The 24,525-nt window shown below is 35.2% G+C and carries 21 protein-coding genes and 1 tRNA gene; 11 read left to right on the top strand and 11 right to left on the bottom strand.

Annotation, left to right across the window (positions count from 1 at the left end):
• Positions 1–207 precede the first annotated feature (207 nt).
• Entirely contained in the window at positions 208–1,164 is a 957-nt protein-coding gene (locus tag OLM58_RS12225) for a GSCFA domain-containing protein (protein WP_264529125.1), read from the bottom strand.
• A 660-nt stretch (positions 1,165–1,824) separates the two neighbouring features.
• Between OLM58_RS12225 and OLM58_RS12220 the strand changes: the two genes are divergently transcribed.
• Positions 1,825–3,570, top strand: coding sequence for an ABC transporter ATP-binding protein (locus tag OLM58_RS12220; RefSeq protein WP_264529124.1), 1,746 nt, complete (start codon positions 1,825–1,827; stop codon positions 3,568–3,570).
• Positions 3,571–3,790: 220 nt separating this feature from the next.
• Here OLM58_RS12220 and OLM58_RS12215 read toward each other — a convergent pair whose 3' ends face one another.
• From OLM58_RS12215 to alaS, 3 genes are all read right to left on the bottom strand, one after another.
• On the bottom strand, positions 3,791–4,543 hold the full coding sequence (locus OLM58_RS12215; protein ID WP_264529123.1) for a DUF2207 domain-containing protein: 753 nt from the start codon (positions 4,541–4,543) through the stop codon (positions 3,791–3,793).
• A 204-nt stretch (positions 4,544–4,747) separates the two neighbouring features.
• The gene (locus OLM58_RS12210) at positions 4,748–5,023 is read right to left on the bottom strand and encodes a GxxExxY protein (protein ID WP_413614497.1); all 276 of its coding nucleotides are present in this window, start codon (positions 5,021–5,023) and stop codon (positions 4,748–4,750) included.
• A 166-nt stretch (positions 5,024–5,189) separates the two neighbouring features.
• The gene (alaS, locus tag OLM58_RS12205; RefSeq protein WP_264529122.1) at positions 5,190–7,820 is read right to left on the bottom strand and encodes an alanine--tRNA ligase; all 2,631 of its coding nucleotides are present in this window, start codon (positions 7,818–7,820) and stop codon (positions 5,190–5,192) included.
• A gap of 264 nt (positions 7,821–8,084) precedes the next feature.
• On the opposite strand from alaS, the gene OLM58_RS12200 reads away from it, so the two are divergent.
• From OLM58_RS12200 to OLM58_RS12170, 7 genes are all read left to right on the top strand, one after another.
• The gene (locus OLM58_RS12200) at positions 8,085–9,062 is read left to right on the top strand and encodes a M23 family metallopeptidase (protein WP_264529121.1); all 978 of its coding nucleotides are present in this window, start codon (positions 8,085–8,087) and stop codon (positions 9,060–9,062) included.
• Between the two features lie 48 nt (positions 9,063–9,110).
• Positions 9,111–9,443, top strand: a complete 333-nt coding sequence (locus OLM58_RS12195; protein WP_017498653.1) for a MerR family transcriptional regulator — start codon at positions 9,111–9,113, stop codon at positions 9,441–9,443.
• Positions 9,444–9,483: 40 nt separating this feature from the next.
• On the top strand, positions 9,484–10,071 hold the full coding sequence (locus tag OLM58_RS12190; protein WP_017498654.1) for a LemA family protein: 588 nt from the start codon (positions 9,484–9,486) through the stop codon (positions 10,069–10,071).
• Between the two features lie 56 nt (positions 10,072–10,127).
• Positions 10,128–10,565: a TPM domain-containing protein gene (locus tag OLM58_RS12185; RefSeq protein ID WP_264529120.1), complete on the top strand. Its 438-nt coding sequence runs from the start codon at positions 10,128–10,130 to the stop codon at positions 10,563–10,565.
• A 3-nt stretch (positions 10,566–10,568) separates the two neighbouring features.
• A complete protein-coding gene (locus OLM58_RS12180; RefSeq protein ID WP_017498656.1) occupies positions 10,569–11,396 on the top strand; it encodes a TPM domain-containing protein in 828 nt (275 codons plus the stop codon).
• A 242-nt stretch (positions 11,397–11,638) separates the two neighbouring features.
• Positions 11,639–12,052, top strand: a complete 414-nt coding sequence (locus tag OLM58_RS12175) for an RrF2 family transcriptional regulator (RefSeq protein ID WP_070908800.1) — start codon at positions 11,639–11,641, stop codon at positions 12,050–12,052.
• A gap of 251 nt (positions 12,053–12,303) precedes the next feature.
• Positions 12,304–14,850: a TonB-dependent receptor gene (locus tag OLM58_RS12170; RefSeq protein WP_264529119.1), complete on the top strand. Its 2,547-nt coding sequence runs from the start codon at positions 12,304–12,306 to the stop codon at positions 14,848–14,850.
• A gap of 153 nt (positions 14,851–15,003) precedes the next feature.
• Here OLM58_RS12170 and OLM58_RS12165 read toward each other — a convergent pair whose 3' ends face one another.
• The 3 genes from OLM58_RS12165 to era form a co-directional block, all read right to left on the bottom strand.
• Positions 15,004–17,754: an outer membrane beta-barrel protein gene (locus OLM58_RS12165; RefSeq protein WP_264529118.1), complete on the bottom strand. Its 2,751-nt coding sequence runs from the start codon at positions 17,752–17,754 to the stop codon at positions 15,004–15,006.
• A gap of 147 nt (positions 17,755–17,901) precedes the next feature.
• Positions 17,902–19,209, bottom strand: coding sequence for a ribosome biogenesis GTPase Der (gene der, locus OLM58_RS12160; RefSeq protein WP_264529117.1), 1,308 nt, complete (start codon positions 19,207–19,209; stop codon positions 17,902–17,904).
• Positions 19,210–19,466: 257 nt separating this feature from the next.
• Positions 19,467–20,348: a GTPase Era gene (gene era, locus OLM58_RS12155; RefSeq protein WP_017498804.1), complete on the bottom strand. Its 882-nt coding sequence runs from the start codon at positions 20,346–20,348 to the stop codon at positions 19,467–19,469.
• Between the two features lie 149 nt (positions 20,349–20,497).
• Here era and OLM58_RS12150 point away from each other — a divergent pair.
• Positions 20,498–20,570: transfer RNA gene (locus OLM58_RS12150), tRNA-Met, on the top strand.
• A gap of 98 nt (positions 20,571–20,668) precedes the next feature.
• Here OLM58_RS12150 and OLM58_RS12145 read toward each other — a convergent pair.
• Positions 20,669–20,992 carry a hypothetical protein gene (locus OLM58_RS12145; protein ID WP_264529116.1) on the bottom strand — a complete coding sequence of 108 codons (324 nt, stop codon included), beginning with the start codon at positions 20,990–20,992 and terminating at the stop codon, positions 20,669–20,671.
• Between the two features lie 98 nt (positions 20,993–21,090).
• Between OLM58_RS12145 and OLM58_RS12140 the strand changes: the two genes are divergently transcribed.
• The gene (locus OLM58_RS12140) at positions 21,091–21,303 is read left to right on the top strand and encodes a helix-turn-helix domain-containing protein (protein ID WP_017498802.1); all 213 of its coding nucleotides are present in this window, start codon (positions 21,091–21,093) and stop codon (positions 21,301–21,303) included.
• Between the two features lie 351 nt (positions 21,304–21,654).
• Here OLM58_RS12140 and OLM58_RS12135 read toward each other — a convergent pair whose 3' ends face one another.
• Both OLM58_RS12135 and OLM58_RS12130 read right to left on the bottom strand, forming a co-directional pair.
• Complete coding sequence (locus tag OLM58_RS12135) at positions 21,655–22,029, bottom strand: carboxypeptidase-like regulatory domain-containing protein (RefSeq protein WP_264529115.1); 375 nt, start codon at positions 22,027–22,029, stop codon at positions 21,655–21,657.
• Between the two features lie 359 nt (positions 22,030–22,388).
• Positions 22,389–22,844: a hypothetical protein gene (locus OLM58_RS12130; RefSeq protein WP_264529114.1), complete on the bottom strand. Its 456-nt coding sequence runs from the start codon at positions 22,842–22,844 to the stop codon at positions 22,389–22,391.
• A gap of 299 nt (positions 22,845–23,143) precedes the next feature.
• On the opposite strand from OLM58_RS12130, the gene OLM58_RS12125 reads away from it, so the two are divergent.
• A complete protein-coding gene (locus OLM58_RS12125; protein WP_264529113.1) occupies positions 23,144–23,644 on the top strand; it encodes a GNAT family N-acetyltransferase in 501 nt (166 codons plus the stop codon).
• Positions 23,645–23,801: 157 nt separating this feature from the next.
• Here OLM58_RS12125 and OLM58_RS12120 read toward each other — a convergent pair whose 3' ends face one another.
• Positions 23,802–24,410, bottom strand: coding sequence for a DUF6896 domain-containing protein (locus OLM58_RS12120; protein ID WP_264529112.1), 609 nt, complete (start codon positions 24,408–24,410; stop codon positions 23,802–23,804).
• Positions 24,411–24,525: the final 115 nt, after the last annotated feature.

Here is a 24,525-nt window from a genome sequence, read left to right as displayed (position 1 = left end):
AATTTGTAAAATTTAAACTCAAACAATTTACATAATTACCTGTAATTATTCTAAAATTTAGCAACAAATAATTATTTTCTTACGTTTGCTATTGTGATTACCGAGTGGAAACATAAAGAATTCTGCTCTGTTGAAATTGATATTTTAAATTTTAGCAAATACCCGCAATGCACTGAATATCAAAATATCTTAAAAGTACAGAAGGTTTTAGAACTTAATATGCGGCCATTTTTCTTCTACCGTTTTTATTTTCTGACGAAGCTTGACTAAAAATTTCTGATGCTGTTCAGATTCCGGATTAAAGCTTCGATGGTGCAGACTTTTTTGAATTTCGCCCACTTCCTGCAAGGTCAGAATGCTATTCTCTGCAATATAATTTTCACTGAATCTCTGCCAGATATAGTCAATTGCTACAGCATTCGGATGCAGCATATCTTCGGCATAAAAACGATAATCACGAAGTTCGTCCATCATAATTTCGTAAGAAGGAAAATATTCTAATTGCTGATTCTCAATTTTAGATTGCAGATTCTGGTGAAGTCCCGTAAATAAATGTGACTTACTCAATTGATTTTCTACAAAACCGTCTTTGATATGACGCACTGGTGAAATGGTAAAAATGAAATTTATATTGGGGTTTAAGCCATGAATTAAACGGATGGTATTTTGAATGCTTTTCTGAATTGCATCAACCGTCAATAATTCTTTCGTGAATTGTTTTTGCGGTACTTTATGACAATTAGCGACTACTTCGTTACTTTCAATATTTCTGTAAATCCACGAAGTTCCATAAGTTATTATGATGTGAGTCGCCTCTTTAATTTGTTTGTTTGTTTTACTAATTGCTTCATTAAGTGTTTGCAACAACTCCTGTCGATCGGAATGACTCAAATCTGAATGAACTTCAAAACAATGCCAGCGTTCGTTATGAAAAAAAACATCTTTCTCCGTAAAAAACTCCTGTGTAACTACTCTCTGAATCACTTTCTCAATAGAAACAGGATTGAAGATAATTCCAAATGGATTGGTTTCGTTCTGAAGCTTAAAATAATCAAATTTCTCTGCCATGTTTTCCGCAAAACAAGATCCCATAGAAATGATCTTCGAATGATAATCGATTGGATTATTGCTTTTTGAAACTGGAATCTGGGTTCTGAATTGCATGAAGTTGTTTTGTGTAAATTTCGGTTATTTTTCACAAACAAAAAAGCCGAAAACAAAATGCCCCCGACTTTTCGCCCCCAAATTTTAAACTTTCTACTAATAGAAATATTCAGATGTATATTTTAATCCTTCAGCATTATCAATGCTTTTTTCAGGATATCCGGCTGTATTATACGCCTAACTTATAGATAGAACATATATTCTTTCCTAAAGTATCTGCAATTTCATTGTCAAAAACTCCGCTTCCTTCTCCATCCACAAAAGAAATTTTATCAAATCCTAAAATATTTTTACCAGCATTATTTTTAGCATTACAAACGTAATACACCTCAGAATCAAAACCTTACGGGATTCCACATCGAAAACACAGAACTCAATCCAAAACAAACCTAAGGCACTAATAATGAACAATATACGCTAAAAAAAATTTTAGAAAAAAAATAACTAAAAAACAAAAAACCGTATAAATACCTAGCTATTTTCTTGTATTTACTTATTGCTTACGGATTAAAAAAATGGAATACGGGTTCTGAATTAAAATAACACATCACCTGCACTTAAATCATTTTGCAAAAAAATTACATTTTTAATAACAAAAATCCATTTAACAGTGTTAAACAATTCACTACTTTTACACCTTCCATAAATTCAAACTCACTTATGAAATTACTGTATTCTTATATAATCAAACATAAAATGTTACTATTTTTTGCTTTGATTATGGCTTCGATCAACATTTGTTTCAGTTTATCAGACTCTATTATTACCGGTAAATTAATGCAGGATTGCGGTGTTGGTTTACATAAATACGATGGAAACGCAGTCGGTTTTATCAAATCATTAGCATTTTGGTTAGGACTTTCACTTGGTGCTGCTATGGTATCGAGAATTACCAAAAACTTTCAGGACTATTTTACCAATGTTGTCATTCAGCGTACCGGAGCACAGATGTACACGGACGGAATTAAAAAATCACTGGACCTGCCGTTTGCCGAATTTGAAGACCAACGAAGCGGTGAAACGTTAAGTAAACTCACCAAAGTACGCTCTGATTCTGAGAAATTAATCACACTATCTATTTCTTTAATCTTCCAGACGGTGATTGGCTTTGTATTTGTAATTGTTTATGTCGCCCGAATCGATTATCGTATTTCGATTATCTTTTTGATCACAGCACCAATAATTGCTCTGGTTAGTTCGTACCTGGGTAAAAAAATCAAAATTGTCTCTAAAAAAATCGTAAATCAAACCAATGCTTTGGCTGGTTCCACCACCGAAAGTTTAAGAAACATTGAACTTGTAAAAAGTCTTGGATTGACGTATCAGGAAGAAAAACGTCTAAACCTGAACACCTTTAAAATCCTGCAACTTGAACTTGAAAAAATCCGTTTCATCAGGAGTTTGAGTTTTATTCAGGGCACAACCGTACATTTTTTGAGAACTTGTGTGGTTTTCACTTTATATTATTTCTTATTTGGAGGAAAAATTATTGTGGGTGATTTACTAACGATGGTTTTCTTTACTTTTTTCATTTTCGGACCGCTTCAGGAACTTGGAAATTTCATTATTGCCTTAAATGAAACTAAAGTTTCGATGGAGAATTTTAAGACCTTATTGAGTGCTCCGAAAGAATTTCGTCCAAAAAACCCAAAGCATGTTGGAGCGATTCAGTCTTTACTCTTTTCAAATGTAAGTTTTCAGCATAAAACCGCTAAATTTAAAGCGGTTGAAAATATCAATTTCGAAATTAAACAGGGACAGACAGTTGCATTTGTGGGCCCGTCAGGATCAGGAAAAACAACTTTGGTCAAATTACTCGTTGGATTGTACACCCCAGCCGAAGGTCAGGTATTTTACAACGACATCGACTCTACAGAAATTGACTTACTGGATTTAAGAAAACAATTAGGATTCGTTACTCAGGACGCTCAGTTATTCTCAGGAACAATTCGCGAGAATTTATTGTTCGTAAGACCTAGCGCTACCGATGAAGACTTATACGATGCCTTAAAAAGAGCAAGCTGTGAAAAACTGCTGCAACGTGCTGAAGACGGTTTAAACACTACAATTGGTGAAGGCGGAATTAAAGTCTCCGGTGGTGAAAAACAACGTTTGTCGATTGCCCGTGCTATTTTAAGAAATCCGAATTTATTGATTTTTGATGAAGCTACTTCTGCCCTGGATTCTATTACCGAAGAAGAAATCAATACTACTATTCGTAATATATCCGATAAAAACAGAATCACGGTTCTGATTGCGCACCGTTTATCAACCGTAATGCACGCCGACAAAATATTTGTACTGGAGCAAGGAAAAATCATCGAACAAGGAAAACACGAAGATTTAATTTTTGAGAAAGGACTTTACTACGCAATGTGGCGCCAGCAGATTGGGGAACGAAAATAGTTAAGAGGCTAAGCTGCTAAGGTTCTGAGTTTTCTTGAATAATCAATCGAAAAGCACTATTTGTCATTTCGAACAAAGATTTCTCCCTTTGATTGAAATACGATAAAATATAAAATCCGACAGGTTTTAAAAACTTGTCGGATTTACATTTTTCTTACCGGAGCTAGTTTGTTTTCAAATAAGCTTTTGAGAGTACTTCTATTTTTCTAATTGTTTTTTTTTAATAGGTATACTCTTTTGTTTCAACACCATTTACCGATTTAGTCAAATAATTATCACTATTGTATGTATTCACATAAGTGTTTATATCCTGACTACCATCGCCAGATATATCAGTCACTTTTATCAGGTTATTTGAAGAGTTAGCGTCCTGATCAAAAACATCGGAGTCCAGCAATGAGCTATATCCTAATATACTTTTGAAAGGGCTGTTTTTAGTATCATATTCTACTACAGTCGTAAAACCATCCGATTCTTCTTTAATAATATTACCATTAACATCCAGAGTAAGAATAGTGGATGAATCTTCAGTTTCTTCAAGGGTTTGTGGATTAATTAGAAGTGTAATCGTCGAAATTGTTCCGTCTGCATTGTAGGTATAAGTTCTTTTTTTATGCAAAGAATTTCCCGAGTTAACTTTTAATGTAGATTTAAGTTTATCATTTTCATATGTAAAAGTAGTAGTACTTGTATGAGTTGTACCTTCGTAAGTTTCTGTATATACTGCTTTTGTTATTAAATTACCGGTATACGTAAATACAACTGCAGATCCATTGTCGTATGTTAAACTGGTAATTTTGTTTCCATCATAAGCATAAGTCACAGTACTGCTATCTTCCGGATAAGAGGCATTTGTGTATTTTTCTGTCATGGGCAAAAGCACATTTTCTGCATTGACAGCACTTTCAACATTACTGGAGCAAGAAGCTAAAATAAGTGATAAAATACTAAAGAAACATAGAATTCTTTTCATGTTTGGTAAATTTATTTATTTAATAATCCTACAAATAAAACAAAACAAAACTTAAAAACCTATCTCTTTTATCTATAAAAAAACTCGTTACTTCTGAATTTGCTCATCTAGCAAAGACGCGGAGTCGCAAAGTTTTTTAAAGCTTTTTATCACAGATTACTCACTACTCTTTTAATGCCATATTTAATGATTGGGACATTAAAATTAACTAATAATCCTAATTTCATTTTTGGTAACTTTTAGATAAGTCAAAACTTGTTTTGCATGAACATCTGTAATTTGTGCAATTGATTTAATTTCTAAAATCACTTTGTTTTCTACTATTAAATCAGCTCTAAATCCGATGTCTAATTTAATTTGATCCCAAATTACGGGCAAGGGCTTTTGTCTTTCTACACGTAAACCCCTCTTCGTTAATTCATGATACAAAATTGCTTCATAAACAGATTCTAATAATCCTGGTCCAAGTTTTACATGTATTTTATAACAGACATCGAATCGACTACGATCGCTGAAATTTCATTCTCTGTCATTTTATCTTCTTACAAAACTAAAGAAAAAACCTATATTGAATTAATTAGCTAAAAAAAAAGCCGCAAAGCTTAAAAAAAACTTTGCGACTCTGAGTCTTTGCGAGACTAAAAAATTACTTCACGAAATCAACTGCTTTAGCCAAAGCCTCAGCAATTCCATCAACATTTTTACCTCCTGCAGTGGCGAAGAAAGGCTGTCCTCCTCCTCCTCCCTGGATATATTTTCCTAATTCACGAACTACTTGTCCGGCGTTTAGGTTTTTCTCTGCTACAATTTCTTTAGAGATATAGCAAGTCAGCATTGGTTTTCCTTCCTGTGCAGTTGCGAAAACTACAAACAGATTATTATAAGAATTACCCAATTCATAAGCCAAATCTTTTGCTCCTTCCGGATTTAAATCTACTTGTTTTGCTAAGAACTGAACGCCATTGATTTCCTGCAATTCTTTAGCCAAATCACCTTTCATGTTTTTGGCTTTATCTTTCAACAAGATTTCCAATTGTTTTTTCAACTGAATGTTTTCTTCCTGTAAAGACTGAATCGCTTTCACAGGATCCTGAGCATTTTTCAAGGTCTCTCTAATTTCATCATAAGAAAGCAATTGAGACTCAAAATAATCTTTTGCAGCTTCACTCGTAATTGCTTCAATCCTTCTGATTCCTGCCGCTACAGCTCCTTCTGAAATAATTTTGAAATGCCAGATATCAGCAGTATTTGCTACGTGAGTTCCACCACATAATTCGACAGAATCACCAAATTTAATCATACGAACCAAGTCACCATACTTCTCTCCAAACAAAGCAATTGCTCCTTCTTCGAGAGCCTGATCTTTCGGAATAGCTCTTTTTTCGATTAAAGGCAAACTTTCACGAATTCTTGCATTCACAAAATTTTCTACTTCTTTTAATTCCTCATCGGATACTTTTGAGAAGTGAGAGAAGTCAAAACGCAAAGAAGTATTTCGAACCATAGATCCTTTTTGCTCAATGTGTGTTCCTAATATTTTACGCAATCCCTGGTGCAATAAATGCGTAGCCGAGTGATTTGATGATGTTTTTGCTCTCTGAAGCGCATCCACAACCGCGTTAAATGTTCCTGTTAAATTTTCAGGCAACGATTTTGCCAGGTGGATTGTTTGATTGTTTTCTTTTTTAGTATCAATGATATAAACGATATCACCATTTTGAGCTTCCAGATATCCTTTATCTCCTGTTTGTCCTCCGCTTTCACCATAAAATGGAGTTGCATTGAAAACCAATTGATAAATTTCTCCGTCTTTCACGCTATCCACTCTGCGGTACTTCGTAATTTTTACCTGATGCGATAATCTGTCGTAGCCTACAAACTCCTGAATATCATCTTCTACCAAAACATTCCAGTCCCCTGCAGTAACTTTTGAAGCGGCACGGGAACGTTCTTTTTGCAATTGCAATTGCTCCTGAAATCCTTTTTCGTCTAATTTCAAGCCTTTTTCAGAAAGAATCAAAGCTGTTAAATCGATCGGAAAACCGTAAGTATCATACAATTCAAAAGCTTTTTTACCATCGATGGTATCTCCTGAATTGTTCAGAATCACAGCATCTAAAAGTACCAATCCCTGATCAAGAGTACGTAAGAAAGAGTTTTCCTCCTCGCGAATCACATTCGAGCAAAGTGCTTTTTGAGTTCTGATTTCCGGGAAAGAATCTCCCATTTGTTCACTTAAAGTTTCTACTAACTTGTAGATGAAAGCTTCTTTTATATTTAAGAAAGTAAATCCATAACGAATAGCACGACGCAAAATACGACGAATTACATAACCTGCACCGGTATTTGACGGCAACTGTCCATCAGCAATAGCAAAAGCTACCGCACGAACGTGGTCTGCAATTACACGAATCGCAATATTTACTTTTTCTTCCGCTTCGTTTGATGCTTTAACAGTATAATTTGCCCCGGTGATAGTTTCAATTTCTCTAATCAAAGGCATGAAAACATCGGTATCGTAATTGGATGTTTTTCCTTGTAATGCCATACACAAACGCTCAAATCCCATTCCGGTATCAACGTGTTGCGCAGGAAGTTTTTCCAACGACCCATCAGCTTTACGATTGAATTCCATGAATACATTATTCCAGATTTCAACCACCTGAGGATGATCGTTGTTTACTAAACTTTTTCCTGAAACGGCTGCTTTTTCTTCCGGAGTACGCAAATCAACGTGAATTTCAGAACAAGGTCCGCATGGTCCCTGATCTCCCATCTCCCAGAAGTTGTCTTTTTTATTCCCCAGAATAATGCGATCTTCATCAATTAATTCTTTCCAGATATCCCAAGCCTCCTGATCAAACGGCACATTATCTTCTTTACTTCCTTCGAAAACCGAAACGTAAAGATTTTCTTTTGGAATTTTGTACACTTCTGTCAATAATTCCCAAGCCCAGTTGATAGCCTCTTTTTTGAAATAATCTCCAAAAGACCAGTTCCCCAGCATCTCAAACATCGTGTGGTGATAAGTATCGATACCTACTTCTTCAAGATCATTATGCTTTCCTGAAACACGAAGACATTTTTGTGTATCGGCAATTCTTGGACTTTTTGGCGTTCCGTTTCCTAAAAAATATTCTTTAAACTGGGCCATTCCCGAGTTGTTGAACATTAAGGTTGGGTCGTCTTTAAGTACAATAGGAGCTGAAGGAACAATAGTGTGTCCTTTACTCTCAAAAAAATCTAAAAATTGTTTACGTACGTCTTGTGATTTCATATTAAAATTAGAAAATGTGTCAATTTGAAAATGTGATAATTAATTAGAAACATGTTAATCTGAAAATGTGATACTTACCTCTTTTTAATACAAAATTTAAAGTTCCAAACAATAAATTTCGCATTTAAGACATTATCTAATTATCAAATTGACACATTATCTAAATTGTTTTATTCTTGAAAAAAGCTGTGAACATCTGAAACATTTACTAAATTTGTTCGACTAACTTATTTTACAAGCTGCAAAAATAGGGTATTTTAAAATATGGCGAAAGTAAAATATTATTACGACTCAGAAAATCTGGCTTATACAAAAATAAAGACCCGAAAAAGGGCTAAAGTTGGCTATGCATTACTGTTTTTATTGGCTTCGGCATTATTTGGCTTTTTAGTTTTTATACTTTTAATCAATACTCCCTATTTTGAAACGCCAAAAGATCGTTTACAGGCACGAGAAATTGAAAATCTGAAATTACAATATGCCATTCTAAACAGAAAAATGGATGAAATCGATGCCGTAGCCGAGACATTAGAAAACAGAGACAATAACATTTACAGAGTCTATTTTAACAAAGCCGAAATTCCGGATTCTATTCGAAAAGCAGGTTTCAGAGATTCCCGAAAATATAAAGATTTAGAAGGTTACAACAATTCTCAACTGGTTTTAAATACCACAAAACGAATAGATCGTCTCTCTAAAGAATTAGCGATTCAGTCTCGATCGTTAGATGAAATTTTAAAATTAGCCAGTACAAAAGGCACTTTATTGCTGGCAATTCCGGCCATTCAGCCTGTACGAAATGAGAATTTAATACGCATGGCTTCCGGTTTTGGATACAGAACCGACCCGTTCACGAAAGTACGAAAAATGCATAACGGAATGGATTTCACCGCCAAAACAGGTGCTCCCGTTTATGCTACAGGAGATGGCGTTATCGAACGAGCCGATAATTCGGCATCCGGATTTGGGAATCATGTGGTCATCAGGCATGGTTTTGGCTACGAAAGTTTGTATGCGCATTTAAGCAAATACAATTGCAGACCCGGACAACGTGTAAAACGAGGCGATGTTATTGGTTACGTGGGAAGCACAGGAAGATCTGAAGGACCGCATTGTCACTATGAAGTACACAAAGACGGTAAAGTCGTAAATCCGCTGAACTTCTATTACGGCAATATTTCGGCAGTCGAATATGTGGCCATTTCACAAATGGCAAACCAGGAAAATCAGTCATTAGATTAATACTGCAAAAAGTAGTATTTTTGGAATAAATATAGAAAATTAAGAAACATGCATATTGAGCTTTCAAAAGATAAACGATATTACAGCATTGGCGAAGTAGCCAAAGCTTTTAATGTCAATGCATCATTGATTCGGTTTTGGGACAGCGAATTTGACATTTTGAAACCAAAAAAGAATGCCAAAGGCAATCGAATGTTTACGCCCGAAGATATTACCAACTTACAATTGATCTATCATTTGGTTAAAGAAAGAGGTTTTACACTTGAAGGAGCCAAAACACATTTGAAAGAAGGACAAAAGAAAACATTAGATAAATTCGAAATAATACGTAAATTAGAGACCATCAAAACACAATTAATCGATATTAAGAACGAATTATAAGATATTAATTAAATCAGAAACAAACTTAAATTAAATACACATGAAAAGATTTTTGCCTTGGATTATTGGAGCAGTTGTACTTATAGGAATTTACAGCTGGGTTAAAGGGATTAACAATACTGCGGTAACATTAAACCAAACTGTAGAGCAATCCTGGGGAGATGTTCAAACAGCTTACCAAAGACGTAATGACCTTATTGGAAATTTAGTAAACACTGTAAAAGGTGCTGCCGATTTCGAAAAATCAACTTTAACAGCTGTTATCGAAGCTCGTGCAAAAGCAACAAGTGTAACCGTAGATCCTACTAATATTACACCGGAACAACTTGCTGAATTCAACAAAGCTCAAAGCGGCGTATCTTCTTCTTTATCAAGATTATTGGTTTCTGTTGAGCAATATCCAACATTAAAAGCAAACGAAAACTTCTTGAAACTACAAGACGAACTGGCTAGTACTGAAAATCAGATTTTAACGGCAAGAACACGTTTCAACGAAGCGGTAAAACCATACAACAACCACATCAAAACATTCCCAAATAGTTTATTTGCAGGTATGTTTGGATTTAAAGAAAAAGCATACTTTAATGCAGTTGAAGGTGCAGACAAACCGGTTGAAGTAAAATTCTAAAACCGTTTTTTAGATCATAATCTAAAATCAACAATCTAAACTCTAAAATTATTTCAATGTCAAAAGTAGAAGATTTTTTATCCAAAGAAGAAGAGCTGGAAATTGTAGAAGCAATTCGCGTGGCCGAGAAAAATACTTCTGGCGAAATTAGAGTACATATAGAACAAAGTACTTCTAAAGTCCCTTTTGAAAGGGCTTTAGAAGTTTTTCATGAATTAAAAATGCACGAAACCCAGCTTCAAAATGGGGTTTTGTTTTACTTTGCCGTTGCTGATAAAACTTTTGCAATCTGCGGAGACAAAGGTATAAATGATGTGGTTACTCCTGATTTTTGGGACTGCACCAAAGATGCCCTAATTCAACAATTTAAATCCGGAAATTTTAAACAAGGTATTGTCGACGGTATTTTGAATGCCGGCGAACAATTGAAAAAATACTTTCCGTGGTCTGAAGGAGACAGCAATGAATTATCAAACGAAATATCAAAAGGATAAATAATGAAAATTTCCAAATACAAAATCTCAAATTCCAACAGAATTTTTCAGTTTACTCTTTTGTTTATCGCGCTTGTTACCTGCAACAGTATTTTTGCACAATTTACAATACCTGAAAAACCAAGTTTACAAACTTCGGTTTACGATTATGCCAACATCTTAAATGCATCTGAAAAATCTCAGCTGGAACAAAAACTAATTCGTTATTCTGACTCCACTACTACTCAAATTGTAGTAATTACAATCGAAAGTTTAAAAGGTGAAGATGTAAGTCAGTTAGCAACCAAATGGGGGCAAACCTGGGGAATTGGAGGAACTGCAAAAGACGATAATGGTGTTATTATCCTGCTGGCAAAAAAGGAGAAAAAAATTGCCATAAATCCCGGTTATGGTCTCGAAGACCGATTGACTGCCGGAATTGGCGGAACAATCATCCGAAATATAATTATTCCGGAATTCAAAGCCGGAAGTTTTTACAACGGACTTGACAAAGGAACAGATGCGATCATTGATGTTTTTAAAGGAAAATTCAAAGGCGAGCGCAAACAAACCAAAGGAAAAGATTTTCCAATCCTGCCTTTTATTATAATTGTCGTAATTGTATTAATTTTACTGTCCCGAAATAAAAGAGGTGGCGGAGGCAATTCAGGCAATAATAGCGGAGGCGGCGGCCCTAGCCTGCTCGATGTCATCATTCTAAGCAATCTTGGAAGAAGCGGCGGAGGAGGATTTGGAGGCTTCGGCGGAGGATCATCCGGAGGCGGAGGTGGCTTTGGCGGAGGTTTTGGCGGAGGAGGCTTCTCTGGAGGAGGTTCTAGCGGGGGCTGGTAAACAGTTTCAGGTTTCAGGTTTCAGGTTTCAGGTTTCAGGTTTCAGGTTTCAGGTTTCAGGTTTCAGGTTTCAGGTTTCAGGTTTCAGGTTTCAGGTTTCAGGTTTCAGGTTTCAGGTTTCAGGTTTCAGGTTTCAGGTTTCAGGTTTCAGGTTTCCCCTTAAACTTAAATTTTAAAATAAAATTTAAGTTTAACTACCCACAACTTACAACTCACAATTTATAATTCATAATTAAAACAAAGATGTTATCACATAAAGCAAAATACGCCCTTAAGGCCTTACTTTATTTAGCAGAACAAGAAGAAAATCACATTTCAAGAACTATTGAAATCGCTGATGGAGCCAATATTCCTAAAAAGTTCCTGGAACAGATTTTATTAGACCTGAAACGAGGACGTTTGGTAAGCAGTAAGCAGGGAAAATTTGGCGGATATTATCTGATACGCTCCAAAAACGACATCACTCTGGCAGAAATTCACCGTTTATTTGACGGTGCAATTGCCTTATTGCCTTGTGCATCATTAAACTTTTACGAACCATGCTCTGATTGTAAAACCGAGGAAGAATGCAGCTTAAGACATGGTTTAATGATCATTCGTGATGAGACTCTTAAGGCCATGCAAGGCATCACAATAGCCTCTCTCATCAAGAAATAAAAAAATATTTCCTAATTCCTAGTAAATCGATAGAATTTATATATATATTTGCAAAAAATAATTAACAAATCATTTACTAAAGTTTTAACTATGAGAGTACATTCACAATCAATCGATGTATCGAAAAATCTTTTGCAAAGAAATTATATTATTCCATTCACAACTGTGAAAAACTATTCTTCTACAATGTGTATGTGTTGGTAAAAAAAATTTATTTTAAATTCTACTAATCACATATACTTAATGTAAAAATGAAAAATTCGACAAAAAATATACTTACAATCTTATCTTTTTTAACCTTCTCTATATCATTTGCACAAAACATTGAAGGTGTTGTTAAAACAAGCGAAAACATCCCTTTAGAAGCAGCAAACATTGTTATAAAAGGGACAACCTCAAATACTACTTCCGATCAAAATGGTAAATTCAGCATCGACAGCAGAGGAAAACTTCCGCTAACCTTATTAGTTCAATATGTAGGCTATAAAACCACTGAAATTGAACTTACCGATTTGCCTATAGCTCCGCTACAAATAACCATTAAAGAAGAAAACGAACTTATTGAAGTAGTGGTTTCTTCACGACGCAGAATCGAAAAAGTTCAGGACGTACCAATCGCCGTATCGGTAATTACCGGTAAACAGGCAGAACAAACCGGAGCATTTAATGTAAACCGAATTAAAGAACTTGTTCCTTCTGTACAATTATACTCTTCAAATCCAAGAAATACAGGAATCAACATTCGTAGCCTTGGTTCTCCTTTCGGACTTACTAACGATGGTATCGATCCGGGTGTTGGTTTTTATGTAGATGGGGTTTATTATGCCCGTCCGGCAGCCACTACTCTTGATTTTATTGACGTAGAACAAATTGAAGTATTACGCGGACCACAAGGATCTTTGTTTGGTAAAAATACTACCTCCGGAGCCTTTAACATTACAACCCGTAAACCAAGTTTTACTTCTGGTGCTGATTTTGAAGTGAGTTATGGTAATTATGCTTTTCTTCAGGCAAAAGCATCAGTTACAGGAGCATTGGGTAAAAAAGTAGCCGGTCGTATCTCCTTTTCAGGTACACAACGCGATGGTTTGATCGACAATGTGGCCACAGGAAGACCTACAAACAGCTTAAACAATCAGGGAATTAGAGGGCAATTGCTTTTTACTCCGTCAGAAAATACTAACATTATTCTGGCAGCCGATATCACAACGCAGCGTCCGGATGGATACGCACAGGTTGTGGCAGGTGTCGCACCTACGCAAAGAGCTGGTTACAGACAGTTTAATGCTATCATTAAAGATTTAAACTATCAGCTACCAAGCCAAAATGCTTTTGATCGAAAAATCGATCATGATACACCATGGCGTTCAGGACAGGACATGGGAGGTATTTCTCTTAACATTGATACTAAAATTGGAACAGGAACACTTACTTCCACTACTGCATGGCGTTTTTGGAACTGGGATCCATCAAATGACAGGGACTTTACAGGATTACAAGTTTTGGCTAAGTCTCAAAACCCAACCAGACAGACTCAATTTACACAAGAAGTGCGTTACGCAGGTCAGCTAACTTCTAAACTTAGTGGTGTTGTTGGTGCCTTCTTTATTGATCAAACTTCGCAAACAGACGGAACGGAAGAATCCGGTAATGCTCAATGGAGATTCTCTCAAAGCAGTACCAGTCCGCTATGGAAAACTCCTGGACTTTTTGAAGGATACGGAATTAAAACAGATGCCAGAATTAGAGCTTCGAGTGCTGCTGTTTTTGGTCAGGTTGACTGGGCAATTACCGATCGTTTACATGTATTACCGGGTGTGAGATATAACTTCGACAAAAAAGATGCTCAATACAGCCGTACTACTTACGGTGGTCTTCAAACTACTGATCCGGCATTACTGGCGCTTAAAAAATCGGTTTACTCAGATCAGTCTTTTGCATCGAATACAGACAATACCGATTTCTCAGGAAACATAACGGTATCTTATAAAGCATCTGACAAAATCAATGCTTACGCGACTTACGCTAAAAGTTACAAACCCGTGGGTGTGAATGTTGCAGGACTTCCAACAGATTCAAAAGGACTACCATTATTGGATCTAGCGGTAATCAAACCTGAAAAAGTAAATCATTATGAAGTTGGGGTAAAAACTTCTCCGTTCAAAAATTCCATATTTAATCTGACTTTCTTTAATACGGAAATCAAAGATTTTCAAACCAATGTTCAGGCTGCCGAACTTGGTGTAAACCGTGGTTATCTTGCCAATGCGGATAAAGTACGTGTAAGAGGTGCTGAACTTGATGCCAGTTTTGTTTTTAGCCAGCACTTGACTGTAAATGCAGCCGCTACTTATACAGATGCAAAATATGTTAAGTTTACCAATGCACCACTTCCATTAGAAGAAACAGGAGCTCCTGTAGCTTTTAAAGATGTTTCCGGAACAGAATTACCGGGTGCTTCAAAATGGGCAGGATCTTTAGGAGGTGAGCTTTCTGACCATGCAAAATTCTTCGGAAACAAAGGAAAAATCTTCTTAGCGGTTGATTCTTATGCACGTTCTGAATTTTCATCAAGTCCTTCTGCTTCAAAATACCTAGTGGTTCCGGGATATGCTATTTTTAACGCTCGTTTAGGATTCCGCGCATCAGACGGACTATCTGTTCAGTTCTGGGGTCGTAACCTATTAAACAAAGATTACTATGAGCAATTGCTGCCTGCCGGTGGAAATGCCGGACAATATGCCGCTGTACTTGGTGATCAAAGAACTTATGGTATCACTTTAAAATATTCATTATAACCAGTTAGTTAATTTTATACTCTAAACGAGGTCGGTTTTTTAAACTTGCCTCGTTTTTTTTTATTTCTAAAATTTAAAAATCTAAATTCCAAAAATCCAGTATCCTAGCTGTTTTTCAAATAAAAACCACTATTATCTTGTTCCGTCTGAAAATTAAAACTCTTCTCTTTGCCTCTTCTTTTTCCCTTTTTCAGCAGCAAAATTCCCTATCTTGTAACTTACTGAGAACATGATATAACGCTTTAAAACAGTATTTTCTTCATCACGGATTGATGTCGCCGAAATCGACGTCGTCGCACTTTGATTCTGATTTAGAACGTCGTAAACTTTTACTTTGGCATATACTTTTTTATCAAAGAAACCGTAAGACAAACTGGTATTCCACAAATAAAAATCTTTTTTGAAATTACCCGAAATGCTCGAATTATAAGTGTAGCCAAAATCATTTCCAAAAATCAGATTTTCTGGCCAATAACTTGTGGTCTGCAAATTGATCCTGTGCACCACATTTGAACTCGCATCTCTTGAAGAATTCTCGTACCTGGTTTCATTATAAGACAAACTGTAGGATGGAGAAATGATTAACAGCTCACCATATTCATAGGTAAAATTAAGCTTTGGAGTAATTGCTGTTGATTTTGCATTGTACAATACAGCATTGGTAAATCCTTTATCAAAAGAATAACTTCCATTTAATCCCAAACCATATCTAAAAAGGTGAGCATCTCTTTTTACCGACTGATTCCAGTTTCCACCAATCGAGGTCGTGTAGGTTCCCGAAATATTGACATAAGTAGTGGTTCTCTTTCCACTATCATCATAAATTGAAGTCGAAACCACATCGTTGTTATAATAATCTCCTTTTACAAACAAACTGTAACCGGAACGCGTGCGGAAATCATAGTTTCTAAAGCTAATATTAGCACTGTTTTTCTCAATAGGATTCAAATCAGGATTTCCGGTAATCGTATTCAACGGATTCGTTAAATTTAAAACCGGCATCAATTGAACGGCCGTAGGAAGCGCATTGGAATAATCGTATTTGAATGACAAATTTTTCGAACGGCTAAATTTGTATCGAACCTGAAAATCACCATAAGGCAAAGCATATCGTTTGTTCAAATCGGTAGCATTGTTCAGGTATAAAGAATGATTGTCGAACGTTACAATTGCAGTTCTACTGTTTAAATTAACCGTAAATTTTCGCTTTTGCCAGGTTAATCCAACTTTCGGACTGAAGGAATTTTGCTTTGAAGTGGTATAATTGGTTAAAGACTCATTCAAATCCGAATACGATTGTGTTGCGTTATCGAAATCGAATGTTTTTGCATCTTTGATCTCTTTATTCCAGTCAAAATTAGATCCAAATCTTAACCTTAGTGAATCTGTCACCGGTTCGGTATACTCAAGTTCAAGCGAATAAACATCACTTTTGTTGTTGTTTAGGCTTTTTTGATTTCTATCGTCATTAGGTTTGTTGTCCTGATAAAAAATAGTTTGCGAAAGATTTCGAGCCTCGCTATCTGTACTGGTGTTATTACTGTCAAAAGAAAGATTAAAATTACGATAATCCTTCTTGAAAGCTTTATTAAAATTGATGGTATTCCCCAAACTCGTATTGGTACTTTCCGAGTAGGATTTAGCGCTACTTTCATTTAAAGGATTTCCATTTTCATCTTCCGAAAAACTTGATGAAGACGAGTTATTATTCGAACGGGATTGATTCACTTTTGGCGTTATGACCAATCGGCTTGTGGGATCAATTTTATATTCCAGTTCAAAATTCGCATTGTTTCCGGTATTTTCATTTCTGGTTTTAGAATCGGCCGAAGTGGCAATATTTCCGGTGGGCAAAAAACTCACCTGATCTGACTTGCTATCATTAGTATTAACCGAATTCGAGAAATTATAACTTCCCATTCCCGACCAGCTTTTCGACCAGTCATCGGAGTAATTAAGTCCGACTAAATTCGACTGTGTGATTCCTTTACCACTACCTGAACTAGTGTTTCCCTTACTGTTTCGTCCGCCTCCCATCGTATCAAAAACCTCGTCCATTGCAAAACTCGTGGAATTAATATTGTTGGAAGAGGCCAAAAGACTTATTTTCTGTTTGTTATTGAAAAAATTCAGAATCAGACTGCTTTCATAGCGATCGTCGGAACCATAACCTCCCAATATTTTCCCAAAGTACCCTTTGTTTTTCTTTTCGTCGATCGTAATGTTGATGCTTGAAAAATCTGAAGTCGATTCCTGTTTGGAGAGCTCTTCTTTCTTCGTTTTAAAATCAGACACCTGAACTTTTTTGATTATTTCTGCGGGCAGATTTTTTAAGGCAATCGCGCCGTCTTTACCAAAAAAAGTTTTCCCGTTAACTAAGACCTGATTAACCTCTCTTCCATTTACGGTCACTTTTCCGTCGGTTCCTACATCAAAACCTGGTAACTGTTTCAATAAAGTCTCTACATTGGAGTCCGGACGGACTTTATAGGAAGCCGCATTAAATTCTAAAGTGTCTTTTTTAATGGTAATTGGTGGTGCTTCACTTTTTATCACCACATTTTTTAAGGCGTTTACATTTTCAAGCAAATACAACTTCCCGAAATCCTTACTCTCCTGAATGCTCTTTTCTTCTTCAAAATAAGGCTGATATCCCATATAATTAACCTTCAGAAAAACAGGTTTATCATACTTTTTAGTGGTAATGCTAAAAGCTCCATTTTTATCAGTTGTTGCATATTCGATTACGGTAGAATCTTTAACCGTGGTAAAATAAACCGTTGCCAGCTCAAGCGGCAATTGCGTATTGATATCTAGTATGGTTCCTTTAATAACAATATCATTCTGCGCGTTGGCCGTATAACAAAAAAGAAAAGTAATCAGGAAATATAAATATTTGGTCATGAAAATGGTTCGTTTGAGACAGTAAGACTCCATAAGAGCTAAAAGGTTTATTGTGAACGAAACATTCGGTCAAACAGTATGATTGCAAAAATAGTTTGAATTAACAACAAGGCATAAAAAAAGTCCTCTTTTGGAGGACTTTTACTTTTACTTCTCTCTGATATAAATATCAATTGGCACTCCTGCGAAATCCCAATTTTCTCTGATCTTATTTTCCAGGTAACGTTTGTAAGGTTCTTTAACGTATTGTGGCATGTTAGCAAAAAATACAAACTGAGGCGTTTGAGTTGGCAACTGCATACAGTATTTAATTTTCACATACTTCCCTTTTGTTGCTGGTGGCGGATAAGCTTCAATTACTTTCAGCATGTATTCGTTAAATTTTGAAGTAGCAATTCTTTGTTTTCTGTTTTCAAAAACCTGAACTGTAGCCTCCAATGCTTTCAATAAACGTTGTTTCGTTAAAGCCGAAACGAATAAGATTGGCACATCAGTAAAAGGCATTAATTCTTTTTTGATTTTCTCTTCGTAATCACGTGTCGACATGGTATCTTTTTCTACCAAATCCCACTTGTTTACTAAGATTACAACTCCTTTACGGTTTTTCTCAGCCAGCCAGAAAATACTCTGATCCTGCCCTTCAAATCCACGGGTTGCGTCGATAACCAATATACAGATATCTGCATGCTCGATAGCACGAACCGAACGCATTACAGAATAAAATTCTAAATCTTCCTTTACTTTAGCTTTACGACGGATTCCCGCAGTATCAACTAAGTTAAATTCAAAACCAAAACGGTCAAATTTAGTATCAATGGCATCACGGGTAGTTCCTGCAATATCTGTAACAATATAACGGTCTTTACCAATTAAAGCGTTGATAAAACTGGATTTTCCAGCATTTGGACGTCCTACAACAGCAAAACGAGGCAAATCTTCTTTAACCTCAACTTCCGGTTTCTCTGGAAAAGCATCAATTAAAGCATCTAAAAGATCTCCTGTTCCACTTCCAGAAATACTGGCGAAAGTAAAATATTCACCTAAACCAAGGTTATAAAACTCAACTGCATCTTTTTCACGCATGGCATTATCAACCTTATTTACAGCCAATAAAACAGGCTTTGTTACTTTACGCAACAATTTAGCCACCGTTTCATCCATTGGTGTAATACCTTCTTCAACATCCACAACAAAAATAATAACATCGGCTTCGTCGATAGCCAGTTCTACTTGTTTACGGATTTCACCTTCAAATACGTCATCAGATCCGCGAACGTATCCACCCGTATCAATTACAGAAAACTCTTTTCCGTTCCACTCGCTTTTACCATAGTTTCTATCACGGGTAACCCCAGATACTGAATCTACAATAGCTTCTCTTCTTTGTATCAGCCTATTAAACAGGGTTGATTTCCCTACATTAGGTCTTCCTACTATCGCAACAATGTTATTCATTTTTTTTGAATTTTAGATTTTGGACTTTAGATTTTAGCTTTTTAGTTTCCTAAAATGCTATCCCTTATAAATACAAAATGCTTTATTTTAATTTTTTGCAAAGGTAGTTAAAAAAAGTTGCTAAGAGGCTAAGTTTCTAAGTACCTAAGTTTTTTGTTCTTTTTATACTCTTTGTTTCAGGTTTCAAGTTTCAGGTTCTATATCGGAACTTGAAACCTGAAACAAATCAACGATTAAACAATTAACCGATTAAACATTTACTGATTATACCCGAATCGTTTCAGCATATTGGCATTACTTCTCCAGTTTTTGTTCACTTTCACGTAAAGTTCGATATGAATTTGTTTTCCGAAGAATTTCTCTAAATCTATTCTGGCATCCATTCCCACTTTTTTCAAAGCGGCTCCTTTATGTCCAATGATGATTCCTTTTTGTGTATCACGCTCTACCATAATTACCGAACGGATACGGATAATTTTTTCATCTTCAAAAAATTCTTCTGTTACGATTTCAACCGCATACGGAATCTCTTTGCTATAGTTCAATAAGATTTTCTCACGAATAGTCTCGTTCACGAAAAAACGTTCCGGTTTGTCTGTCAATTGATCTTTCGGATAATAGGCAGGTGATTCCGGTAACAATTCGATGATTCGGCTAAAAACTTCCGGTACATTAAAATTCTGTAAAGCCGAGATTGGGAAAATTTCAGCGTTTGGCACTTTCTCTTTCCAAAAAGCAACCTGCTCTTCTAATTGTTCCTGATTGGAATTGTCGATTTTATTCAACAATAACAAAACCGGAATTTTAGCATAGATGATTTTATTAAAGAAAGCTTCGTCTTTTAAGTCCTGCTCTCCTATTTCGACCATATAAATCAAAATATCTGCATCTTCAAAAGCCGATTTTACAAAGTTCATCATCGACTCCTGCATTTCATAAGCCGGTTTTATAATTCCGGGCGTATCTGAAAGTACCAACTGAAAATCTTCACCATTTACAATTCCTAAGATTCTATGACGTGTTGTTTGTGCTTTTGAAGTAATGATCGATAATCTTTCTCCAACGAAGGCGTTCATCAATGTTGATTTTCCAACGTTTGGATTCCCGATGATGTTTACAAAACCTGCTTTATGTGACATTTGTGTATGATTTAATTGTACTGAGGACCATTTGACCCAAGGGTCTCGGGTGCAAAGGTAGTCATATCAACTCAATACAGAAAATAAAACATTTTTTAATGTTTTCGTTGGATTTCTCAAAAAACGGCGTATCTTTGCACCCGAAACATCGCGGGATAGAGCAGTAGGCAGCTCGTCGGGCTCATAACCCGAAGGTCACAGGTTCGAGTCCTGTTCCCGCTACTAAGAAAAAGCTTCAGATTTCTCTGAAGCTTTTTTTGTTTTACACACTTACTCATCTTTTCATTCCGTAACTTTTATTACACTTTTACGCTTTAATCTTATTCAGAAATAAAAACTTCATTGATTTCACTCAACAAATCAAATTCATCATTAGGAAAAAGTTGCAAAGCCACTTCTAAAACAATACCCACATCTATAGCCGATGGTTTAACCGTTTCTGAAATTTTACACTCATCCTGATTCAGTGCCAAAACGCATAATTTAAGCATGTTTGCAATAACACAACCCAATTCAGAGTAATTCAGCACTTTAATTTCAGCAGTATAATACCCTGTTTTGCCATTCGTTGGTTTTAATGTATTTAAATAACCATCTGCTAATCTTTTGATATACTCTAAATCTTTATTTTCATTTGTTTTCATCGTACATTTTTTTGTTAAGTTTCCAAAGTTATCATATATGATAACCTGTTTACGCAAATATATAACAAAATTTGAATTATCATAAAAGATAATTTACTTTGAAACATTCTTTACAACAAAAAGTCGGAAAACGAATTCAGGAAATTAGAATTGAGAAAAATATTTCTCAACAGGAATTAGCCTCAAAATGCAATTTTGAGAAAAGTAATATGTCCAGATTGGAAAACGGAAATTCTAATGCGACACTTTCTACTCTAGAAAAAGTATGTGACGCATTACAAATTGATTATATTGAATTATTTAAATTTTAAAAGCAGATAACATTTTGTTTACAATACCCGCTACGCAAAGTCTCCTGACTTTACGTTTTTAACCTTTAGTTCTCATAAACCTTAAACCCGTATAAGTCTCCCGACTTTTCTGAGTTCTATTTATATTAATAGTTATTTCCAAATTACATCTTCTACAAGAAAACTTAATCACTTTGCGGGTGCGAAGTCAGAGACATTCGCACAGCGTTCCAGATGAACACTTCGCAGAGCGTGGGGTTTAGGATTAAAGATATGAGATTTTTATGCACAAATTTCTCAAGTACAAAACCATCTTTAAATTCAGCCAGACGCCCAAATCTCGTGTAACGGCTGTTGTGTGCTGTTTTTTTTTTAAAATTCGGGAACTACACCACCGTGCTTTCTAACATATCGCTTCATTTTCCTACTCATCGGCGGATTATATTTTTGCATAATAATTTTATAAAAATCTTTGGAGTCAATCTTGGTTTCTGTATTTTCTAAACCTACAAAACTGACAATCATAATTTCTTTTTTCCTTAGTTCAATTTCAAATTTGCCATCAATATCTGACATTGTTCCTTGTTTTGCACCTTTTACTACTATGTTAGCGCCGGGAAGCGGAATGCCATCTTCGTCAATTACAATACCTTTCACTATTTTAGTGCTAAATTTTGATTCTTTCGGAGAAGAGCACGACACAAAGATTAATGAAAAGCAATATATTATGTAAAGGATTTGTTTCATTTTAATTGATTTTGATATGACAGGACTAATTCAAAATCCAGTTATTTTTATCTAAAGTAAGACTAAATGATTTTATTTCTTCACCAGTATTGAAGTTTATTATAGAAAGGTCTATTTATTTTTCCCCTCTACGCAAAGTCTCCTGACTTTGCGTTTTTAACCTTTAGTTCTCATAAACCTTAAATCTATATAAGTCTCCCGACTTTTCTGAATTCTATTTATATTAATAGTTATTTCCAAATTACATCTTCTACAAGAAAACTTAATCACTTTGCGGGTGCGAAGTCAGAGACATTCGCACAGCTTCTCATAAGGAACTTTTCGGAGAGCGGGAGTCGAAATCTCATCGTAGCAGAGGGCTAAGGATAGACAGCTTTCACTTTTGAATTATTTTCTCTATTCAGCCGAATTTCAACCTTTAATACATTTGACACCCTACAAACATTTAAATAATTCCCCTTAATACTCTTTTCCCAATTAATATAGCCTAGATTACTTTTAAACTCATTTAAGAATAAATTGTCTTTTGAATTTATCGTTTTAAAAAGCCCTCCTACAGGCACTATCTCCACCTTCCCATCATCTTTAACAATTAAAAAAGCATCCATACCTCCATCAAAACCCGAATAGGTCTCCTCAATGTATGATTGTGGCAAAGCTTCCTCTTTTTTATATTTACCATAATAAAAAGAAATCCTATTCCCTCTATCCACCCTGGTTATTGTAGTTTTCTTATAACTGTAGTAAATATAACTTTCTTCAGATGAGCAAGCTCCTAAAAAAAGAGTCATCAATAAAATTATTATATTTTTCATCGTTTTTATACTATTTCACCTCGCTCTCTAAGGTACTCTTATGAATGTTATACCAATACCTCCGACTCAGTGTCTCCTCTAAAAACAAATCTAGTACAAAAAACGAAAACACCATAAAATCTCTGACTTTGTCTCAAATTTAATATCCATTCTATTGGTAAATGATTTAGCATTCAAAACATTTTAAAAAGCGAGAAGTTTTCTCTATTTATTTTCTGTAAATTTGACTGTATGTACAAAAACAAATCTGCTAATACTTTTAGCAAACAACTTCTAAATTAATTCTCTTACTATAACCAATGTCTACTCTTTATCAAAGCCCAAGAATCATTATTCGCGAATTTTTATCTCAAGAGCAACAAACATTTTTAAATCTTTTTAAAGACAATCAAGTTACACAATACCTTCCTGATACTTCACCAGAAAGATATGTAGAAATGTTTAATGAATTGCTTGAAAATTATGAAAAGAAAAATCTTAGTCGATGGGCAATATTTGATACTACAAATAATAATTTCATAGGAATGTGTGTTGCTCGTGTTTTTATACATAACACAAACCAAATAGAAATTGGGTATGTACTCAGTAGGGAGTATTGGGGGAAAGGCATTGCTACAGAAGTGTGCAAAGCAATAACACAATATAGTTTTGCAAATACAAATACAAAAGAAGTTGTAGCCGTAACAGATCTCCATAACACCGGATCACAAAATGTACTGCAAAAAGCCGGATTTGAGCGATTAAATAATCTGATAAGAAATGAAGAAGAGCTGGCCTATTTTAAGATAGAAAGATTATAATCTCCGCTACGCAAAATCTCCCGACTTTCCTGAATTCTCTTTACATTAATAGTCGTTTCAAAATTACATCTTCTGGAAGAAAACTCAATCACTTTGCGGGTGTGAAGTCAGAGACATGCACAGCGTTGCAGATGAAAACTTCGCATAGAGGGGCGTTTTATTTTAATTTTAAAAGTTTCCAGAGATCAAACTTTCCCTTTTTTTCAACTTTTATTTTGTCGTTTGACTTTTCTAATGGGTTTTCAAATGTGATTATTTCAACTTTATCGGGTCTATTTTTTACTACAGTTCCGTAATGATTTGGCCAATTTGAATTAATTTTCTCAAACTTACCAAGGGATAACATTGTCTCTAGTATTGTTTTACCATCTTTGTAGTTATCATTTATCACTAGTGGCATTGGAAAATATCCAGAAGTTGATTTTATATATTGAGTGAAGAAATAAGGATCTAGGTCACCAAATTCTAATCCAAAGACAATAGGAACTTCAATATATTGATTTGTAACAACATTTTCAAAGCTACAGTGAAAACCATGAAAAAAGAATTTCCAGTTATTCATTTTTCCACTTTGTCCATTTTTCTGCCAATATTTGACAAAAGCTAAATAGGGAAGTTCATTCGAAATGTCAATCTTTAAAAGCCCTGCTAACTCAAAGATTAATTGGGTCGCAAGTTCTCGATGCTCTAAAGCACATTTCTCAAAGAAAACTTGATTTACTTCAACTTCTTCTGGAGTTACTAATTTTTTGTTTGAATTGTCCAATTTCTTTCTTAAGTGAATACGTGTGAATGTCGCCTAACGTCCCACTACTACAGGGGGGTTGGAACTAAATTAAGTCCTATTTTCAGATTTGCCAAATCATTTCAAATACAAAACC

Source organism: Flavobacterium sp. N502540 (genome assembly GCF_025947365.1).
Taxonomy (GTDB): domain Bacteria; phylum Bacteroidota; class Bacteroidia; order Flavobacteriales; family Flavobacteriaceae; genus Flavobacterium.
Note: the sequence above shows the minus strand (reverse complement) of the source record. Positions and strands in the feature narration are given on the sequence as shown.

What these genes read in the sequence shown, in the direction of transcription:
- OLM58_RS12135 (WP_264529115.1), bottom strand. Translation starts at nt 22,029, where the DNA reads ATGAAACAAATCCTTTACATAATATATTGCTTTTCATTAATCTTTGTG.
- OLM58_RS12185 (WP_264529120.1), top strand. Translation starts at nt 10,128, where the DNA reads ATGTCAAAAGTAGAAGATTTTTTATCCAAAGAAGAAGAGCTGGAAATT.
- era (WP_017498804.1), bottom strand. Translation starts at nt 20,348, where the DNA reads ATGTCACATAAAGCAGGTTTTGTAAACATCATCGGGAATCCAAACGTT.
- OLM58_RS12170 (WP_264529119.1), top strand. Translation starts at nt 12,304, where the DNA reads ATGAAAAATTCGACAAAAAATATACTTACAATCTTATCTTTTTTAACC.
- OLM58_RS12195 (WP_017498653.1), top strand. Translation starts at nt 9,111, where the DNA reads ATGCATATTGAGCTTTCAAAAGATAAACGATATTACAGCATTGGCGAA.
- OLM58_RS12200 (WP_264529121.1), top strand. Translation starts at nt 8,085, where the DNA reads ATGGCGAAAGTAAAATATTATTACGACTCAGAAAATCTGGCTTATACA.
- OLM58_RS12215 (WP_264529123.1), bottom strand. Translation starts at nt 4,543, where the DNA reads ATGAAAAGAATTCTATGTTTCTTTAGTATTTTATCACTTATTTTAGCT.
- OLM58_RS12175 (WP_070908800.1), top strand. Translation starts at nt 11,639, where the DNA reads ATGTTATCACATAAAGCAAAATACGCCCTTAAGGCCTTACTTTATTTA.
- OLM58_RS12165 (WP_264529118.1), bottom strand. Translation starts at nt 17,754, where the DNA reads ATGACCAAATATTTATATTTCCTGATTACTTTTCTTTTTTGTTATACG.
- OLM58_RS12180 (WP_017498656.1), top strand. Translation starts at nt 10,569, where the DNA reads ATGAAAATTTCCAAATACAAAATCTCAAATTCCAACAGAATTTTTCAG.
- der (WP_264529117.1), bottom strand. Translation starts at nt 19,209, where the DNA reads ATGAATAACATTGTTGCGATAGTAGGAAGACCTAATGTAGGGAAATCA.
- OLM58_RS12190 (WP_017498654.1), top strand. Translation starts at nt 9,484, where the DNA reads ATGAAAAGATTTTTGCCTTGGATTATTGGAGCAGTTGTACTTATAGGA.
- OLM58_RS12220 (WP_264529124.1), top strand. Translation starts at nt 1,825, where the DNA reads ATGAAATTACTGTATTCTTATATAATCAAACATAAAATGTTACTATTT.
- alaS (WP_264529122.1), bottom strand. Translation starts at nt 7,820, where the DNA reads ATGAAATCACAAGACGTACGTAAACAATTTTTAGATTTTTTTGAGAGT.
- OLM58_RS12145 (WP_264529116.1), bottom strand. Translation starts at nt 20,992, where the DNA reads ATGAAAACAAATGAAAATAAAGATTTAGAGTATATCAAAAGATTAGCA.
- OLM58_RS12125 (WP_264529113.1), top strand. Translation starts at nt 23,144, where the DNA reads ATGTCTACTCTTTATCAAAGCCCAAGAATCATTATTCGCGAATTTTTA.
- OLM58_RS12225 (WP_264529125.1), bottom strand. Translation starts at nt 1,164, where the DNA reads ATGCAATTCAGAACCCAGATTCCAGTTTCAAAAAGCAATAATCCAATC.
- OLM58_RS12130 (WP_264529114.1), bottom strand. Translation starts at nt 22,844, where the DNA reads ATGAAAAATATAATAATTTTATTGATGACTCTTTTTTTAGGAGCTTGC.